The 17,687-nt window shown below is 68.4% G+C and carries 19 protein-coding genes and 1 pseudogene; 12 read left to right on the top strand and 8 right to left on the bottom strand.

The genetic code is table 11. The features are described from left to right. Positions 1-6 precede the first annotated feature (6 nt). The 11 genes and pseudogenes from KAK06_RS19075 (at position 7) to KAK06_RS19125 (ending at position 5,516) form a co-directional block, all read left to right on the top strand. Positions 7-99 (top strand): integrase core domain-containing protein, encoded by a 93-nt coding sequence (locus KAK06_RS19075; RefSeq protein ID WP_310741126.1) that lies wholly within the window; start codon positions 7-9, stop codon positions 97-99. Positions 100-362: 263 nt separating this feature from the next. Further along, positions 363-770: pseudogene (locus tag KAK06_RS24275) on the top strand (GNAT family N-acetyltransferase); the annotation flags it as partial. A 168-nt stretch (positions 771-938) separates the two neighbouring features. Then, entirely contained in the window at positions 939-1,463 is a 525-nt protein-coding gene (locus tag KAK06_RS24280) for a DUF924 family protein (RefSeq protein ID WP_310741127.1), read from the top strand. 64 nt (positions 1,464-1,527) lie between these two features. Then, entirely contained in the window at positions 1,528-1,803 is a 276-nt protein-coding gene (locus KAK06_RS24450; protein WP_210803744.1) for an IS66 family transposase, read from the top strand. Further along, positions 1,800-2,315 carry a hypothetical protein gene (locus tag KAK06_RS19095; protein WP_210803745.1) on the top strand — a complete coding sequence of 172 codons (516 nt, stop codon included), beginning with the start codon at positions 1,800-1,802 and terminating at the stop codon, positions 2,313-2,315. Before KAK06_RS24450 ends, KAK06_RS19095 begins: the two co-directional genes overlap by 4 nt. Before the next feature lie 66 nt (positions 2,316-2,381). Then, the gene (locus tag KAK06_RS19100) at positions 2,382-3,050 is read left to right on the top strand and encodes an alpha/beta fold hydrolase (protein ID WP_210803746.1); all 669 of its coding nucleotides are present in this window, start codon (positions 2,382-2,384) and stop codon (positions 3,048-3,050) included. A gap of 96 nt (positions 3,051-3,146) precedes the next feature. Continuing rightward, positions 3,147-3,677, top strand: coding sequence for a hypothetical protein (locus KAK06_RS19105; protein ID WP_210803747.1), 531 nt, complete (start codon positions 3,147-3,149; stop codon positions 3,675-3,677). 61 nt (positions 3,678-3,738) lie between these two features. Then, entirely contained in the window at positions 3,739-4,230 is a 492-nt protein-coding gene (locus KAK06_RS19110) for a GNAT family N-acetyltransferase (protein ID WP_210803748.1), read from the top strand. Between the two features lie 114 nt (positions 4,231-4,344). Next, entirely contained in the window at positions 4,345-4,647 is a 303-nt protein-coding gene (locus KAK06_RS19115; RefSeq protein WP_210803749.1) for a hypothetical protein, read from the top strand. A gap of 57 nt (positions 4,648-4,704) precedes the next feature. Continuing rightward, positions 4,705-5,055, top strand: a complete 351-nt coding sequence (locus KAK06_RS19120) for a DUF2200 domain-containing protein (RefSeq protein ID WP_210803750.1) — start codon at positions 4,705-4,707, stop codon at positions 5,053-5,055. Positions 5,056-5,093: 38 nt separating this feature from the next. Then, positions 5,094-5,516: a DUF3052 domain-containing protein gene (locus tag KAK06_RS19125; protein ID WP_247652983.1), complete on the top strand. Its 423-nt coding sequence runs from the start codon at positions 5,094-5,096 to the stop codon at positions 5,514-5,516. A gap of 17 nt (positions 5,517-5,533) precedes the next feature. Here the strand turns inward: KAK06_RS19125 and KAK06_RS19130 are convergent, their stop codons facing one another. The 8 genes from KAK06_RS19130 to KAK06_RS19165 all read right to left on the bottom strand — a co-directional run bounded on the left by KAK06_RS19130 (position 5,534) and on the right by KAK06_RS19165 (position 16,851). Next, positions 5,534-6,934, bottom strand: coding sequence for a glycoside hydrolase family 30 protein (locus KAK06_RS19130; RefSeq protein ID WP_210803751.1), 1,401 nt, complete (start codon positions 6,932-6,934; stop codon positions 5,534-5,536). Then, complete coding sequence (locus tag KAK06_RS19135; protein WP_210803801.1) at positions 6,931-8,454, bottom strand: tryptophan halogenase family protein; 1,524 nt, start codon at positions 8,452-8,454, stop codon at positions 6,931-6,933. Before KAK06_RS19135 ends, KAK06_RS19130 begins: the two co-directional genes overlap by 4 nt. A 19-nt stretch (positions 8,455-8,473) precedes the next feature. Continuing rightward, positions 8,474-9,550, bottom strand: a complete 1,077-nt coding sequence (locus KAK06_RS19140) for an ABC transporter ATP-binding protein (protein WP_210803752.1) — start codon at positions 9,548-9,550, stop codon at positions 8,474-8,476. After that, on the bottom strand, positions 9,547-10,401 hold the full coding sequence (locus tag KAK06_RS19145) for a carbohydrate ABC transporter permease (RefSeq protein WP_210803753.1): 855 nt from the start codon (positions 10,399-10,401) through the stop codon (positions 9,547-9,549). The genes KAK06_RS19140 and KAK06_RS19145 overlap by 4 nt, the downstream gene beginning before the upstream one ends. After that, a complete protein-coding gene (locus tag KAK06_RS19150; RefSeq protein WP_210803754.1) occupies positions 10,398-11,276 on the bottom strand; it encodes a carbohydrate ABC transporter permease in 879 nt (292 codons plus the stop codon). Before KAK06_RS19150 ends, KAK06_RS19145 begins: the two co-directional genes overlap by 4 nt. 80 nt (positions 11,277-11,356) lie before the next feature. Continuing rightward, on the bottom strand, positions 11,357-12,619 hold the full coding sequence (locus KAK06_RS19155; RefSeq protein ID WP_375140903.1) for an ABC transporter substrate-binding protein: 1,263 nt from the start codon (positions 12,617-12,619) through the stop codon (positions 11,357-11,359). Between the two features lie 14 nt (positions 12,620-12,633). Then, on the bottom strand, positions 12,634-13,989 hold the full coding sequence (locus KAK06_RS19160) for a GH1 family beta-glucosidase (protein ID WP_210803756.1): 1,356 nt from the start codon (positions 13,987-13,989) through the stop codon (positions 12,634-12,636). An 87-nt stretch (positions 13,990-14,076) separates the two neighbouring features. Further along, complete coding sequence (locus KAK06_RS19165; protein ID WP_210803757.1) at positions 14,077-16,851, bottom strand: TonB-dependent receptor; 2,775 nt, start codon at positions 16,849-16,851, stop codon at positions 14,077-14,079. 146 nt (positions 16,852-16,997) lie between these two features. Between KAK06_RS19165 and KAK06_RS19170 the strand changes: the two genes are divergently transcribed. Next, positions 16,998-17,687 carry a response regulator transcription factor gene (locus tag KAK06_RS19170; RefSeq protein ID WP_210803758.1) on the top strand — a complete coding sequence of 230 codons (690 nt, stop codon included), beginning with the start codon at positions 16,998-17,000 and terminating at the stop codon, positions 17,685-17,687.

Raw genomic sequence — 17,687 nt, forward strand, 5'->3', positions numbered from 1 at the left:
CGACTGATCGGCGACTGGATCCACTTCTATAACCACCGGCGCCCTCATCAGGCGCTGAACATGAGGACCCCCGCTGAAGCTTATGCAATAGCGGCTTGAACTGAGCAGATTCCGCTGGGTCGATACACAGCCGCCTTGTAGGCACGTTGCTGGGGCAAGCGCTTCTTGTCCCAGCCGCCATGCTCATTGCTCAGATCGCAAGGCTCATGTAGGGCGGCGAGTGCAGCCTATCCCTTCAGCCCGAGCTGACTCGTACCGGCGTGGCCTGCGCCAGCCTGGGCTGCGGCGCTGGGGCTATGCTGGCGGACCGGGCTGAAGCTGCCCGCTCCCGTGCTCCGGGGAGATCCAACACAAGGCCGCACATGACTGACGTCACAGCGCAAGTCACACTCCGAGAGATCAGCGCCGCCACGGTGCGCACGATCACCAGGCTGGCGGTCGGGCCTGATCAGCGGCGCTTTGTTGCCACGAATGCGGAATCGCTGGCCCAGGCGCTGTTCGCCACCGAGGCGTGGTACCGGGCCATCTACCTGGGAGACGAGCCGGTGGGCTTTGTCATGCTCTCCGATGAGTCCCTTCGCGAGCCGTTGGTTGATGAGCCTGAGGTGTGGATCTGGCGTTTCATGGTGGACGCGCAGCACCAGCGCAAGGGCATCGGTCGCGCGGCGCTTGGCCTGGTCATCGAGCACGTTCGCGCCAAGCCGCTCGTGCGCCGCCTGCTGTTGTCCTATGTGCCTGGGGAGGGGTGCCCTGAGCCCTTGTACAGGTCACTTGGCTTCGCGCCAACGGGGCAAGTGGACGACGGAGAGATCGTCATGGCCCTTGCGCTGCGCACGGGCGCGACCGCGACCGCGACCGGCGGCTCCGGGCACGCCGGCGGGGGCGGCTCGGCGTCAAGCCCGAACCTCTGGCCCACGGCCCCCCAGACGCCCGAGCAGGTGCTTCACTTCTGGTTCGTCGAGATCACGCCCGCCCAGTGGTGGCGAGTCGACCCGGCCTTTGACGCCACGGTGGCCGAGCGCTTTGCTGATCTGCTGATGGCCGCGCGCAAGGGTGAGCTGTCCGGGTGGCGCACGAGTCCTCGCGGTCGCCTGGCAGAGATCATCGTCCTGGATCAGTTCTCTCGCAACATCCACAGGGGGACGGCGCATGCCTTCGCAGGCGACGCCGCAGCGCTGGTGCTGGCCCAGGAGGCGGTCGCTGGCGGGCACGATGCTGCGCTGGCGCAGACCGAGCGTGTCTTCCTGTACATGCCCTACATGCACAGTGAGTCACGCCATGTCCACACCCAGGCAGAGCGGCTGTTTGCTGCGCTGGGCCTGCCCTCCAATCACGATTTCGAGCTCAGACACAAGGCGATCATCGATCGGTTTGGTCGCTATCCGCACCGCAACGAGGCCCTGGGTCGTCGGTCCACGCCGGAGGAGCTGCGCTTCCTATCCGGGCCAGGCTCACGCTTCTAGACCTGACGTGCCGTGCGCCCGAGCTTGCGACGCCGCTCAGGCCTGATGTCTTGCGACAGTGGGCATGCGCCGCTCTGCCCGCCGGCCCGGGTGGGACCTGTTGCTCGACAGCAAGTGCGACTCCGACAGCCTGGCGGCCGGAGCACTGCGCCGCATCGGTGCGCTCCTTGACATCGAAGACGACCTGCGCGGCCAGCCACCCCAGGTGCGCCGGGCTCAGCGGCAAGCGCACGCCCAGCCGCTGGGCAAGGCATCGCGCCACTGGCCGAAGGCGTTGCTGCCCTGGAATATCGGCTTGCAGCCGATCGCATGCGGCGAGTACGGCAAGATAGCGGCATGAACGATCGTGGCATCGACCCCCGGCTGCTGGAGGTATTGCAGCACGCCAGCAACCTGCAGCTGTTCCAGCTGAACTCGGTGATCGAGAGGATGTTGGCCGACCCCAAACGCATCGTGCAGGTGCGCAAGGACCTGCACCTGGGCCAGACGGTGCGTTTCATGGACTGGCGCGATGGTCAGATGCGACTGGGCAAGATCGTCGCGATGAAGGACACGCAGCTGACCGTTCAAGAAGACGGTACGCGCAGCGCCTGGACGCTGCCCTACACCGCCGTGGAGCCCCCGGCGCCCGGTGCAGCCAGACCCGCACCCACCGCCGAGCCACCGGCCCCGCCACGCGCCAGCCGCAACGACTTCCGCTGCGGCGAGAAGGTGGCCTTCGAGGACAAGCACCTCAACACCGTGGTCGGGGTCATCGTGCGCATCAACCAGCGCACCGCCACGATCGACCCGGGGGACGGCATGACCTGGCGCGTGGGCTTCGGCCTGCTGCGGCATGTGGTCGACATCTGACCAAACGCCAAGCAAGTCAAGAGGGGCCTTGGGGCCACGCTGACCGTTGGTCATCAAGGAGTGAACATGAGGATCGATGAGAGAACTGCGGTGACTGAGCAACTTGTGCCGGGGTCGAGCAAGTTGTTCTTTTTCTTTGGGGGAATCGCAGGCGCGATTGGAATTCCTCCCTTTGAGTTCTATCGCGCTGCGGGAATTCTCGACCACAGCAAGGTCTTCATGCGCGACCTTGAGCAGGCCTGGTATCAGCGCGGGCTGAGCGGGGTGGGTGACGATGCGTTGTCTGTGGGCGAGTATCTCCAGCGGAAGATCCGTGAAACGGGGGCGTCGGACATCTGCTTCATCGGCAACTCCATGGGCGGGTTCGCGGCGCTTCTGTTTTGCGCCATGCTGCGCACGGGTCATGCGATTGCCTTTGCGCCGCAGACCTTCGTGAGTGCGGAGAAGCGCAGCCTGCACAGGGACCAACGATGGGCCCCCCAGATCAGCAGGCTTCAGTCGAGCAAGCGTGAGTCGGACATCCTCGACCTTGAGCCCTGGATCGCCCGCATGCACCCCGAGATGAAAGCCAGGGTCCTGGTGTCCCAGACCGATAGGCTGGATGAGTTGCATGCCGATGAGTTGGCCCAGTTCCCCCACATTGACATCCAACGCCACCCTCATGGCGGCCATGCTCTGGTGAAGACGCTGCGTGACGAGGGTCTGCTTGAAGAACTGCTCAGGAGCGCGGGCTGAGGCCCCATTCACCATGGCCGGGGCCCACGCGAGTGTCTGGCGTGTGGCCTCGGGTTCATCGGCGGGCTCTCATCGCCCATCTCACAAGAGGTCGTCATGAGGTATGGCATCGCAGTGATCGCACCGATCTTGGGGTTCTTGGCCCTGGCCCTGACGGGTTGTGCGGTCGACCGGGGGCCCTTGACTTTCCCGGACCCCATGGCGCTGGTGTCGCCCAGCCCGGGAATGGCGGTGGTCTACCTCCTTCGCGTGCCGGGTGAGCCGGTCGAGGTCCAGGTGCTGGTCAATGGCGAGCGGGTCGCCAAGCTGGCGAGAGGAACCTTCACTGCGATCGCGCTGGCCCCGGGTCGCTACGAGCTTCTGGCGCTTGAGCCGGATGTGTCGATGCCGTCCACGGCGAGTGCGCTCACGCTGGTGGCTGGCGACCGGCGTTTTCTGTACACGGCTGTCCCGACGCGCGGGACTGAAGGCTTTGGGCTCGCTCCCTTGGCGGGGGCTGTCGTACCGGTCCTGAAGGCCGGGCAGGTGGCCATCGGCGCACGGCGCTGGACGGCGCTGAGTGAGTTCGACGCACAGGGTCTGTTCTCGGTGCTCAAGCCGGTTGGGGCCGAGTTGTATGCGCCATAGCGTCCGGTTGCGAGCCGGTCAACCGGCGGATGCCGACCGACTGGCGGTCCTCGCGGTTCAGGTGTGGCTGCATACCTACTGCAGGGCGGGCATCAACGGCGAGGTGGCCCAGTATGTGCTGTCGGCGTTGACGCCTGAGCGGTTTGCTCTCCGTTTGGCCGAGGCTGACACCCGCATGGTCGTGGCCGAGCGCGACGAATGGCTGCTGGGCTTCGCCGTCTTGAAGCTGGCTGAGCCGTGCCCCTGGGCTGCGCGCTCGGTGGCGGAACTGCAGACGCTGTATGTGCAGGAGCACCTGGCGGGCCAGGGCATCGGCAGCCAGTTGCTCAAGGCCGCCAAGGCTCAGGCCGGTGAGGCGTCGGCTGGCCCGCTGTGGCTGACCGTGAATGCGCAGAACACCCGGGCGCTGCGCTTTTATGCACACCATGGCTACACCCAGATCGGCACGACGCACTTCGTGCTGGGCCAGGGGCGTCATGAGAACCAGGTGCTGCTGGGCGCTGACACCTCGCGGCCTGACCCACATCACCTGCCGGCGGCCGGTGCTCCCTGAGGGGCCCGCACTGGATGGCCGGGCGCCCAGGCATCAGACCTTCCTAAGTTCCGACGCCCACAGTGCACGCACAGTCAGCGTGGACTGGAACCAGGCATCGGAAAGGAAGGAACCATGAAGCTTATCAACCCAGCCTTGGCGCAATGCCTTGTCGTGTTCATGGCCAGTGCGACGGCCATGGCAGGCGATCACCGCGCGCCGGCGCACGCGCCGCAGCCCCAGACCCAGCCCCAGCCCGACAGCGCCGGCTGGCTGGTCGTGCCGGTCGTCACCTCGCCCGGCGATGCCGCCCACGGATGGCGCTATTTCTCGCAGGCGCGCGACCACCGGGCGGTGGTGATCAGCCCGACGGGCGAGTACTTCTACAGCCGTGGAGAGGGCCTGAGACGGGTGTTCAAGGCGGGCGCTGCTCTGTGACCCGGTTCAGGGCTACCATCGCCCGGACTGTCCGCAACCCCCGATCGTCCTCTGGCCATGACCGAGCACCGCCTTTTCGCCATGCCGTTTGCTGCCGTGTACCCGGCCTATGTGAACAAGGTGGTGCGCAAGGGGCGAGCCCAAGCTGAGCTGGACCAGGTGATCTGCTGGCTGACCGGCTATGACCCGGTCGGGCTGCAGGCGCGGCTGCAGGACCGGTCGGACATCCGCAGCTTCTTCGCCGGGGCCCCGGCCCTGCATCCGAACCGCGCCCTGATCACGGGCACGGTGTGCGGCGTCCGGGTGGAGACCGTCCAGGATCCGCTGATGCAGCAGATCCGGCAGCTGGACAAGCTGGTGGACGAGCTGGCCAAGGGTCGGCCGATGGACAAGATCCTGCGCCGCTGACGCGGCGCGGGGACGACGCCCGTCACCCAGGAGATGCCATGCCTGAAGGCTACTCAGGAACGCCGCTGCTGAAGAAGCTGGGCATCACCGCCAGCACGCGGCTGGCGGTGCTGCATGCGCCCGACGAGCTGCCGGCGCTGTACGGGCCCTTGCCCCCGGGCGCGCGGCAGCAGGCGGTCGTCACCGAGGCGACCACACTGGTCCATCTCTTCGTGACTGAGCGCGCGGCGCTGGCTCAGGCGCTGGCGGGGCTGCGGGCCACGCTGGGTCCCGAGGCGGCGGTCTGGGTGTCCTGGCCGAAGAAGGCCTCGAAGGTGCCCACCACGGTCACCGAAGACGTGATCCGAGAGCTGGCACGGCCTCTGGGTTGGGTGGACATCAAGGTGTGCGCAGTCAGCGAGGTGTGGTCCGGCTTGAAGCTGGTGGTTCGCAAGGCCTTGCGAGACCCTGGCGCGCGCTGAGCAGCGGCGAGGGGCACTCAGCGCCACACCACCGTGGCCACGCTTTCGCGCGGCAGGCGCAGGGTGGCGTCGCGGCCCCTCAGGCGCAGCGTCAACCAGCGCTCCTCGGGCGCCGAGTTGCACAGCGCCAGCACCACCGAGCCGTCATCGGCATGGTGGAAGGCCACGGTGTCGATGCCGTCGCTGCCGCTTGAGCTGCCGATGCGCACCGCGCCCGGCCGCACCCAGCGGCTGACATGGCCCAGTGCGTAGTACTCCAGATTGCGTGTCACAGCGCCGCTGGCGGGGTCGATGCTGACCACCCCGCGGCAGTCGGGGCAGCCGCCCAGGTGCGGCCCGCCGTCGTTGTCCAGTGCCAGGTTCCACATCAGCACGCCGCGCGCCCAGTGGCGGATGCTGCCGATCACGACGTTGCGCATCATCCAGGGCAGGGTCTCAGGCCAGTGCGGTTTCCAGCGGCCGCCCGAGCATTCAGTGAACCAGACATCCTTGTCGGGGTGGGCGTCGCGCACCACCGATTGGGCACCTGCATCGCCCGCGTAGCAGTGCCAGCCCACGCCGCTGACATGGCGCCGGGCCTGGGGGTCGGACAGCATCTCCAGCGGCGCCCGTGGCTGGTCCCAGTTGTGGTCCCACTCGATGATCTGCACCGGCGGCTGGCGCCCGGCCAGCAGCGGGCCCAGGTGCTGGCCCACCAGGGCGGCACGGTCCTTGGGCTCGATGCGCATGCCGGGGTAGTCGCCGGGCTCGAAGTGGGGCTCGTTCTGCACCGTCAGCGCGAAGATGGGCACGCCCTCGCGGGCCATCTCGTCGACATAGCGCAGCAGGTAGCGGGCGAAGACCGCGTGCCGGTCGCGCCGCAGTGCGCCCTGGATCAGCGCGTCATTGGTCTTCATCCAGCCCGGAGCGCTCCACGGCGAGGCCATCACCTGCAACTGGGGGTTGATGGCCAGGGCCTGACGCACCACCGGGATCACGTCGGCGCGCTGCGGCGCCAGCGAGAAGTGGGTCAGCGCCTCATCGGTCTGGCCCGGCGGCCGGTCGTTGAAGCTGTAGTGGCGGGTGGAGAAGTCCGAGGCGCCGATCGTCAGCCGGGTCAGCGAAAAACCCAGCGCCGCGCCCTGGCGCCCGAACAGCTCGCGCAGCAGCGCGTCGCGGCGCGCCGGGGGCAAGCGCATCAGCAACTGGGCCGAGGCGTCGGTGAGGCTGGCACCCAGGCCGCTCATGGTCTGAAAGCGCTGGGCGGGGTCGATCTCGATCAGCTGTGCGCGGGCTGAAGGCGCGGCGCGCAGGGCTGGCTGCGGCTGCATCAGCTGCAGGCCGTCACCGCTGGTCACCCAGGCCTGCGGGGCCGCCTGGGCCGGCGAACCCAGCGCCAGCGCGGTGCCCAGCAGCGCCAGCATGCTCAGTCGCTTCATGCCATGGCCTTCGGGATGGGGGCAGCGCAGTGAGCGGCGATGAACCCGGCGTGGTCGGGCATCACGTCAACGCAGCGACCGATCACCTGCTCGACACCGTCGATGAATTCCTGCACCTCGGCCAGCGGCCGTTGCGCCACCAGCGGGTGATATGCCCGCGGGCGCATGCGCTGGCCGTACATCACCTGGAACCAGCTGGCCTCGGCGAACAGCTCGTTGCCTTCGCGCACCACGCGGCCGTTGCTGAGGAACAGGGCCATGCGGTGACGCAGCGACTCGGGCACCTCCATCGTGCGGCAGTGGTTCCAGAATGGCGAGTCCGTGCGGTCGGTGGCGTGGTAGTGCAGGATCAGGAAGTCGCGGATGCGCTCGTACTCGTAGCGGGTCTGCTTGTTGTACTCGGCGATGTCTGCGGCGTCGAAGCCGGTGTGCGGAAAGCACTGGATGATGCGGCTGATGGCGGTCTGGATCAGGTGGATGCTGGTGGACTCCAGCGGCTCCAGGAAGCCGCTGGACAGGCCCACGGCCACGCAGTTGCGGTCCCAGAACTTCAGGCGCCGGCCGGTCACGTAGCGGATGGTGCGCGGCTCGGCCATCGGCTCGCCATCCAGGTGCTTCATCAGGATGGACTGGGCCTCGTCCTCGCTCATGAAGCGGCTGCAGAACACATGGCCGTTGCCGATGCGGTGCTGCAGCGGAATGCGCCACTGCCAGCCCGCGCTGTGGGCGGTGGAGCGGGTGATGGGCAGCAAGGGCTGGACGCTGGTGCAGGGCACGGCGATCGCGCGGTCGCAGGGCAGCCAGTGGCGCCAGTCTTCGTAGCCCACCATCAGCGTCTGCTCCATCAGCAGCGCGCGGATGCCCGAGCAGTCGATGAAGAAGTCGCCGTCAATGCGTTGACCGTCGGCCAGCTCGACGCCGGTGATGAAGCCGTCGCCTTCACGCTGGTGGACGCGGGTGATGCGGCCCTCGTGCCGGCGCACGCCGCGCTGCTCGGCAAAGCCGCGCAGGAAACGCGCATACAGGCTGGCGTCGAAGTGGAAGGCGTAGGCGATGTCGGCCAGCGGCGAGCCGGCCATGTCGGCGCGGGGGCGCATGAAGCGCGCCTGCATCGGCGCGGCGGTGTTGATCGACACCGCGGCCAGGTCACCCCCGCAGCCCTCGGCCTGTCGGCGCAGCCACCAGTGGTGGAAGGGTGTGCCGTGGTAGTCGTGGCCGATGGTGCCGAAGCCGTGGATGTAGCGGTCGCCCAGCTGGCCCCAGTGGACGAACTCGATGCCCAGCTTGAAGGTGCCCTGGGTGGCGCGGATGAACTCGTCCTCGGCAATGCCCAAGGCCTGGTTGAAGACGCGGATGTGCGGGATGGTGGCCTCGCCCACGCCGATGGTGCCGATCTCGTCGGACTCCACCAGGTGGATCTCGTGCAGCGGGCCCAGCACGGTGGACAGGGCCGCGGCGCTCATCCAGCCGGCGGTGCCCCCACCGACGATGACCACGCGGCGCACCGGTTGCAGTCGCATCTCGTTCATGCAGCGTCTCTCAGCAACGTTGGCCGGTGGTGGCGTCGAACACCGACGCGCCGGCCGATAGGATCGTGAACCGCAGGCGCTGGTCCAGCGTCGGCAGCACCGCGTCGGACCACAGCGCGGCCAGCAGGCAGCCGCCCAGGTCCAGCCAGACCACCGCCTGGCCGCCCAGCGGCTCGACCAGTTGCACGGCGGCCTCATGCGGCCCGTCGGGGTGCAGGCGGATCTGGTCGGTACGCAGGCCCAGGTGCACGGCCTGGCCGTCGCGCGGCGCGTGGTCCAGCGTGGCTGGGTCGAGCGGCAGCTGCAGGCGCGGGGATACAAACGAGGTCTGGCCCTGCGGCCCCGCGCGCAGCGTGCCGGCCTCGAAGGCCATGCCCGGCGAGCCCACGAAACTGGCGACGAAGCGGTTGGCCGGGCGGCCGTAGACCTCGGCCGGTGTGCCGATCTGCTGGATCCGGCCCTCGTGCATGACCACCAGGCGGGTGGCCAGGGTCATGGCCTCGACCTGGTCGTGGGTGACGTACACCATGGTCGAGCCCAGTTGGCGGTGCAGCAGCTTCAGTTCGCGCCGCAGCTCGGTGCGCAGCTGGGCGTCCAGGTTGGACAGCGGCTCGTCGAACAGAAACAGGGCCGGCTCGCGTGCCAGTGCGCGGCCGATCGCCACCCGTTGGCGCTGCCCGCCCGAGAGCTGCGCCGGCTTGCGCTGCAGCAGCGGCTCCAGCTGCAGCACGCGGGCCACGCGCTGCACGCGCTGGGTCACCTCGGCCGCTGGCATCCCGGCCACACGCAGCGCGAAGCCGATGTTGCCGGCGACCGTCATCGTCGGGTAGAGCGCATAGGACTGGAACACCATGCCGATGCCGCGCTCGGCGGGGTCGGCGTCGGTCAGGTCGCGCCCGCCGATCAGCACCTGGCCCTGCTGCACGTCGACCAGGCCGGCGATGGCGTGCAGCAGCGTGCTCTTGCCGCAGCCCGATGGGCCGAGCAGCACGATGAACTCGCCCTCGGCCACCGCCAGATCCAGGCCCTGGAACACGGGCTCGCGGCCATGGCCGGCCGCCAGCTGGCGCAGCTCCAGGTGACTCATTTGACCGCTCCGGCGGCAATGCCGCGCACGAACCAACGGCCCGAGCCGAAGTACACCAGCAGCGGCACCAGCGAGGTCAGCAGCGTGGCGGCCATGTTGAGGTCGTAGCGACGTTCGCCGGTGCTGGTGTTGACGATGTTGTTGAGCTGCACGGTCATCGGCTGCCAATCGGGGCCGGCGAAGACCAGGCCCAGCAGGTAGTCGTTCCACACGCCGGTGACCTGGATGATGCCGGCCACCACCATGATGGGCAGCGACATCGGCAGCATCAGCTGCACGAAGACGCGCCAGAAGCCGGCGCCGTCCACCCGCGCGGCCAGGAACAGCTCGCGCGGCAGCGACAGGAAGTGGTTGCGAAACAGCAGCGTCATCACCGGCATGCTGAACACCAGGTGCACCAGCACGATGGCCGGCAGGGTGCCGAACAGGCCGGCCGCCGCCAGCGTCTTGACCAGCGGATAGATCATCACCTGCACCGGCAGGAAACCGCCCAGCAGCAGCGCGCCGAAGAGCCAGCCGGCGCCGCGCGGCTGCCAGTACGACAGCGCATAGCCGTTGAGCGCGCCCACCCCGATGGGCAGCAGCGTGGAGGGCAGGGCGATCGCCACCGAGTTCCAGAAGCCGCTGCGCACGCCGCCACATTCCACGCCGGCACAGGCTTCGCTCCAGGCCGCCTGCCAGGCCTGCAGCGTGGGCGCATCGGGCCAGGCCAGCGGGCTGCTGCTGCGGATCTGGTCCATGTCCTTCAGCGAAGTGACCACCATGGCCCACAGCGGCAGCGCAAAGAACAGCGCCGACAGCAGCAGGAAGGCCCACAGGCCCCAGCGGCCGGGGTCGATACGGCGCCTCATGCGGCCTCCCGGCGCGTGGCGCGCCAGTACAGCAGCGGCGCCACCAGCAGCAGCACGCTCAGCAGCATCAGCACCGCGCCGGCCGAGGCCAGGCCGATGTTGGCGCGGCCGAACAGGTGGTCCATGATGAAGCGCGCCGGCACGTCGCTGGCGTTGCCGGGGCCGCCCTGGGTCATGGCCACCACCGCGTCGAAGAGCTTGACCACGCCGGTGAACAGCAGCACCGTGGCGGTGGCCAGCGACGGGCCCAGCGTGGGCAGCACAATCTGCAGCAGCACGCGCCAGCGCGGGATGCCATCCAGCCGCGCGGCCTGCCACAGCTGCGGGTCGACGCCACGCAGCCCGGCCAGCATGATGGCCATCACCAGCCCGGCGGCCTGCCAGGTGGTGGCGATGACCAGGGTGTAGAGCACCCGCTCGGGGTCGATCAGCCAGTCAAAGCCGTCGCCGCCCAGGGCGCGCACGCCGGCCGCCACCGCGCCATCGGGTTGCAGCAGCCATTGCCAGACCAGGCCGGTGGCCACGAAGGACAGCGCGTAGGGGTAGAGGAAGACGCTGCGCAGCAGATCTTCGGCGCGCACCCGCTGGTCGATCGCCACCGCCAGCAGGATGCCCAGGCCCAGGCACACCGCCATGAACAGACCGCCATACAGCGCCAGGTGCTGCAGCGACTCCAGCCAGCGGCTGTTGTTCAGCAAGCGTTCGTACTGGGCCAGGCCGACAAAGTCATCCACCGGCAGCGTGCGCGAGCTGCTGAGGGACACGCGCAGCGTCCACAGCACCGAGCCTCCGTAGACCAGTAGCACCGTCAGCAGCAGCGGGCCTAGTGCGGCCCACGAAACGATGTTGCGCCGCAAGCGCCCGAATCGGGACACGTCAGCCCCGCCCGGTCGCCCGAAGGGGCTGACGCGCCCCCTTGGGGGGCAGCGAACGCAGTGAGCGTGGGGGCTTCATGTCAGCTGCGCAGTGCCGCGAGGATGTCGCGCTGCACCTTCTCGACCGGGATGTTGCGGTTCCAGTAGGTGGTCAGGATGTCCTGCAGCGCGCCGTTCTGGTCGGGTGTGAGGTAGAGCTCGCCATTGCCCAGCTGACGCGCCTTGTCTTTCATGGCCGCCACGCCTTGCTGGGCGCAAATGTCGAGCTTGCTGACGTCGACATCGGTGCGGATCGGGATCGAGCCCTTGCGCAGGCTGAACTCGACCTGCGTGGTGGGCTGCGTCACCACATGCGCCAGCAACTGTTGGGCGGGCTGCGGGCCTGGGGTCTTCTGGCGCGGGAAGACGAACACGTCGCCCTGGATGATGTAGGGCGCCTGCGGGCCGAAGCCGGGGATGCAGCCGTAGTCGCGGCCGGCCACCTGCCGGGCCTGGGCGAACTCGCCCTTGGCCCAGTCGCCCATGAACTGCACACCGGCCTTGCCACTGATCAGCATGGCGGTGGCGTCGTTCCAGTTGCGCCCGGGCGAGCCCTTGTCGACATAGCCCTGCAGCCGTTTGAAGGTCAGCAGCACCTGGCGGAAGGCCTCGGAGTTGATGGCCGCGGGGTCGCGGTCGCGCAGCACCTTCAGGTACAACTCGCGCCCGCCCACGTTGGTCAGCACGGCGGTGAAGACGGTGTTGTCCTGCCAGGCCTGTCCACCATGCGCCAGCGGCACCAGGCCGGCGGCCTTGAGCTTGTCCAGCGCGGCGAACAGCTCCTCCATGCTGCGCGGCTCGCCGGCAATGCCGGCCTGCCTGAACGCCGCCTTGGAGTACCAGATCCAGGTGGGCATGTGGATGTTCACCGGCACCGCGTAGTAGTGGCCCTTGATGCGGATGGCGCTCAGCACGATCTCGGGCAGGAAGCGGTCCCAGCCGTCTTTCTGCGCCACCTCGTCCATCGGCAGCACCAGGCCCTGCTCGACGATGTCGTGGAACTGCTTGGTGGTGTTGAACTGTGCGGCGGTGGGCGGGTTGCCGCCGATGATGCGGTTGACCGCCACCGCACGCGCCTGCTCGCCCAGCGCCACCGCCATGTCCACCCAGGTGCCGCCGCCAGCGCGGTAGGCGTCGGCCAGGGTCTTGACGGCGGCCGATTCGCCGCCCGAGGTCCACCAGTGGATGACCTCGGCGCGCGGGCCGGAGGCGGGCGCGGCGGGCGGCGTGGGGCCGGCGGCCTGGGCGCAGGCCAGACCCAGGGCCAGGGCGGCGGTCAGCAAAGGGCGGAGCGGTCGGCGCATCGGCATGCAGTGTCTCAGGCGTGGAGGAAGCGGGCGTACCATTGGCCGCTGTCCTTCAGGAGGCGCCGCTGCGTCGGGTAGTCGACATAGGTCAGTCCGAAGCGGCGGGTGTAGCCCTCGGCCCACTCGAAATTGTCGAGCAGGCTCCAGGCGAAATATCCCTTCAGCAGCACGCCCTGGCGCATGGCCTCGCGCGCGGCGGCCAGGTGGCGCGCCAGGTAGTCCAGGCGTTGGGTGTCATGCACCTGGCCATCGGGGCCCAGCGTGTCGTCCCAGGTGGAGCCGTTCTCGGTCAGGTAGATCGGGCCGGGCGTGTAGTCGCGCTGCACGCGGGCCAGCAGCGTCACCATGCCCTCGGGCGAGACCTCCCAGCCAAAGGCGGTGCGCTCCACGCCCTCGCGTTCAACCACGCGGGTGCGCAGCACGCCCTGGCCCGGTGCATCAGCCACCTCCTCGGGGAAGTAGTAGTTGATGCCCAGGAAGTCGGTGCGCGTGGCGATGGCGGCCAGGTCCCCCGGCGCCACCTGCGGTGCCAGCTTGCCCAGCAGCGCCAGGGTGTCGGCCGGGTAGCCGTGGCCGTGGAGCGGATCCAGGAACCAGCGGTTGCGCAAGCCGTCGTGGCGCTGCACCGCGGCCTGGTCGGCGGGAGAGTCGCTGGCCGCATGGATGGGGTGCAGGCTCAGCGTGATGCCCACCTGCGCCCCAGGGCAGGCCTGGCGGATCACCGGCACCGCCAGACCATGCGACAGCAGCAGGTGGTGGCAGACCTGGATGGCCGCGCCGAAGTCCTTCAGGCCGGGGGCGTGGCAGCCCTCGGCATGGCCCAGAAAGGCGGTACACCAGGGCTCGTTGTGGGTGATCCAGTGGCGCACCCGGTCGCCCAGTCGGCGCACCACCAGGCCGGCGTAGTCGACAAAGGCATCCACCGTGCGGCGCTCGGCCCAGCCTCCCTGGTCCTGCAGCGCCTGCGGCAGGTCCCAGTGGTAGAGCGTGGCCCAGGGCTGCAGGCCGCGCTCCAGCATGCCGTCAATCAGGCGCTCGTAGAAGTCCAGACCGGCCTCCAGCGCCGGGCCGCGGCCGCTGGGCTGGATGCGCGGCCAGGCGATGGAAAAGCGGTAGGCGTTGACGCCCAGCGAGCGCGCCAGGTCCAGGTCCTCAGGCCAGCGGTGGTAGTGGTCGCAGGCCACCGCGCCGCTGCTGCCGTCGCGGATGTGGCCGGGCTGGGCGCAGAAGCGGTCCCAGATCGACTCGCCGCGGCCGTCTTCACCGACGGCACCCTCAATCTGGTACGAGGAAGTGGAGCAGCCCCAGCGGAAGTCGGGCGGGAAGTCGGTGCGGCGCAGCTGGCGCGCCGTCGCGGCGTCGAACATCGTGGAATCGTGGTCGTGTCAGAGGGACGACCGGGGCGGGCCTTGTCGCGGATGAGCGCAAGGACCGCCCCGGTCGAGGGGCCGGGATCAGAGCTTGTAGCTCAGACCCAGCAGGTACTGCCTGCCGTACTTCTCGTAGATGGCGGGATAGAGCAGGTTGGCCACCTTGCCGCTGTTGGAGTCAACGCCCATCTTGGTGCGGTACGGCTCGTTGGTCAGGTTGTTGACCTGCAGCAGCACCGACAGTCCCTTGAGCCAGCCGCTGTCCCAGCCATAGCCCAGTTGCAGGTCGGTGATGCGCTCCGGCTCGATGGTGGTGTACGAGGTATCGCCCCAGGCATTGCGCACGGCCGCCAGGTAGCGCGAACGGTAGCGTTGGCCGACCCGCGCCTGGAAGCCCGCCTTCTCGTAGTAGAAGACCATGCTGGTGGCGGTGCCCGACAGGCCTTCCAGCGGGTTGCTCAGGTTGTTGCCCTGGTGGATATTGCTCTGCGTGAACGAGGCCGACAGGATGGTGCCGAAGCCATCGAGCATCGGTGCCAAGCGGCCGGCATCCAGCGCCAGGGTGAACTCGCTGCCTCGCACATAGCCGCCCTTGCCGTTGGCCGGTGCGTTGACCGTGCCCAGGTAGGTGTTGACCGGCGTGCAGGTCGTCGAGCCCGACGGCACGCAGGGGTCGGGGAAGCCGGTGAAGTCGTACGGGATGTCCTGGTTGTAGACGCTGGACTTGACGTCCTTGTAGAAGGCGGCGACGGCCGCGTAGCTGCGCTTGTCGAAGTACTTCTCGAAGGACAGGTCAACCGCGTCCGCGCGCCAGGGTTCGAGCTTGGGGTTGCCACCCTTGGCCGACCACAGGCCCGGACCGGTCTGGGCGCGGGCGACATCGCGGATGCCGGCGCGCATGTCCTCCATGTTGGGGCGTGCCATCTGGCGCGCCAGACCGAAGCGGATCACATTGCCTTCACCCACGCTCGTCGACAGGTTCAGGCTGGGCAGCACGTCGGTGTAGCTGGTGCCGCCGCTGATCGGCGCGGCACTGTTGGTCGTGGCGTCCCAGCGCAGACCGGTGCCGGTCTGGTCCGCATGCACCACCTGCAGACCGGCATTGCCCCGCACCTCAAGACCGCCGACGGTGAAGTCCAGGTCGAACTTCGCATAGCCGGTGGTGATCTTCTCGGCGACGCCCCATTGGCGATTGGGCGCGCTGCTGAGGTCATCCGGACGCGAGCTGAACAGGCCGGTGGCGAGCAGTTGCTGCACGTCGAAGTTGGCCACGGCGGGGATCGAGCCGAAGCCCAGCGTGGCCGGCGACATCAGGATGCCTGCCGGGAAGTCGGCGATCGTGCTGCCGTTCTTCATGTCGTAGGCGACCTTGGTGGCCTTGTAGTCCTTGCTGCGCTCGGCGTAGTTGAGGCCGCCTTCGAAGCGGGTCACGGGGCCCCAGGCCACATCACGTCGGCCGCCCAGCTTGATCGCCTTGGCTTCGTCGTTGACATCGAAGAAGCGGGTGGCGCCCATCTGGCCCCAGAACTGCTGCATCTTGATGATCGCCGGATCCGACCAGTCCACCGACGGTGTGAACTGCGAGAAGCCGTTGCGGTTGATGCTGAAGCTGCTGAAGCCGTTGTTCAGGCTGCCGATACCGGCGTACATCTCCGAGGTGCTTTCCTCGCGCTTGGCCTTCGAGTAGCTCAGGTCGGCCACCGTGGTCCAGCCGGCGATCTTGTACTCGTTGTTCAGCCCGATCGCGGCGATCGTGTCATTGCGCTGGTTGCTGCGCGACAGCAGCTTGGCCGAGACGTTCTTGATGCCGCCACTGGTGACGACCTTTTCGCCGTCCCAGTTGGAGTAGCCGGGGTTGACGTACTCGGCGCCGCCCCAGGTGGTCATCTCGGCCTGGAACTCGCGGCCCACGTACTTCTTGTCGTAGGTCGAGTAGTACAGGTCGGCGACGGTGTGCAGGTCCTTGTTGGGCTTGAACTCCAGCACCGCCATCACGCCGTCGCGCACCTGGTTGGTCGAGAACGCGGTGGCTTCAAAGCCCTGCAGTGCCACGGCGTCCTTGGCCAGGCCCTTGATGCTGCAGTCACCACCGCACCAGTCGGGCGGGTAGGAGCTGGTGTTGGCGGTGTTGGCCCACCACCAGTTGGCGTAGTGCTGCTGCTGCTCGGGGCTGTCAAGGTGGGCATAGCCCAGTGCCAGGCCGATCGTGCGGTCGGCGAACTGGTCAACGTAGGACGCGCTCAGGCGGTTGCCCGTCGCCGACAGGCCCGGGATCTGCTCGCCGTTGGAGTTCTTTTCGCCGCGCAGATTGATCGTGATCTGTCGGTTGGCCAGGTCCAGCGGACGGACGGTCTGCATGTTGATCGTGCCGGCCAGCCCCTGCATCGACAGGGTGGCGTCCGGGGTCTTGTAGACCACGGCGCCATTGATCAGTTCGGCCGGGAACTGGTCGAGCTCGACCTCGCGGCTCTCGCCGCCGTTGACCACCTCGCGGCCATTGAGCAGCGTGACGGTGTACTTGTCGGGCATGCCGCGCACCGAGATCTTCTGCGTCGAGCCGTTCACGCGCTGCGCTGTCACGCCCGGCAGACGGGCCAGCGACTCGGCGATGCTGACATCGGGCAGCTTGCCCAGGTCCTCGGCGGTGATCGCCTCGACGATGGAGTCCGAGTTGCGCTTGATGGCAATCGAGGTCTCGATCGCATGGCGGATGCCGGTCACGACCACCGACTGCGTGGATTCCTGGGCCTGCGCAGCGCCCATGCCGCCCAGCGCCAGGGTGCTGGCGACGGCCAAGGGGGTGAGCTGCCAATGGCGGCGCTGTCGGGATGGATGGCTGCGTTCAGTCGGTCTCGTCATCTCAGATGTCTCCTGCAACGGTCAGTGGGAAGGCACTTGCTGGGGGCCTTTGCTCTGATTCTTAACGAGATGGAAATGTTGTTAATTGAACGTTAACCCTAGGTTGTCCACTTCCCGCCACGCTGCGCGCTACAGTCCGGGCCACCATGCCCACCACCACGACCCTGCTGCTGGCCGAGGACGACGCCATCCTGGCCGATGCGCTGTCGGCGCAACTGCAGCAGGCCGGCTTCCAGGTGGAGCACGCGCCCAACGGCGCGGTGGCCGAGTACCTGCTGCTGCGCCAGCCCTGGGATGTGGCCGTGCTGGACCTGGGCCTGCCGATGGTGGACGGCCTGACCGTGCTGCGCCGCGTGCGCGAGGCGCGCAAGCCGGTGCCGGTGCTGGTGCTGACCGCGCTGGACAGCCTGGCCGACCGCGTGGCCGGCCTGAACGCCGGGGCCGACGACTACCTGACCAAGCCCTTTGACTTCCCCGAGCTGGAGGCCCGGCTGCACGCGCTGCTGCGCCGCAGCCGGCCGGCTGCCGGCGACATCGGTCTGGGCCGGCTGGTCTTCGATCGCCAGGCGCGCCGCGCCACGGTGGATGGCCAGCCGCTGGAGCTCAGCCCGCGCGAGTGGCTGCTGCTGGAGCTGCTGCTGAACCGCCGCGAGCAGGTGGTCACCAAGGACGAGATCGTGCAGGCCTGGGCGGCGGATGGCGCCGACCCGGGCGCGGCCGGCTCGATCGAGGTCTTCATCCACCGCCTGCGTCGCAAGCTGGAAGACTCCGGCCTGTCGATCCGCACGGTGCGCGGGCTGGGCTACCTGCTCGAACCCGACAGCGCCCGCGCCTGA

The sequence above is a fragment of the Ideonella aquatica genome, from assembly GCF_018069755.1.
Taxonomy (GTDB): Bacteria; Pseudomonadota; Gammaproteobacteria; order Burkholderiales; family Burkholderiaceae_C; genus Ideonella; species Ideonella aquatica.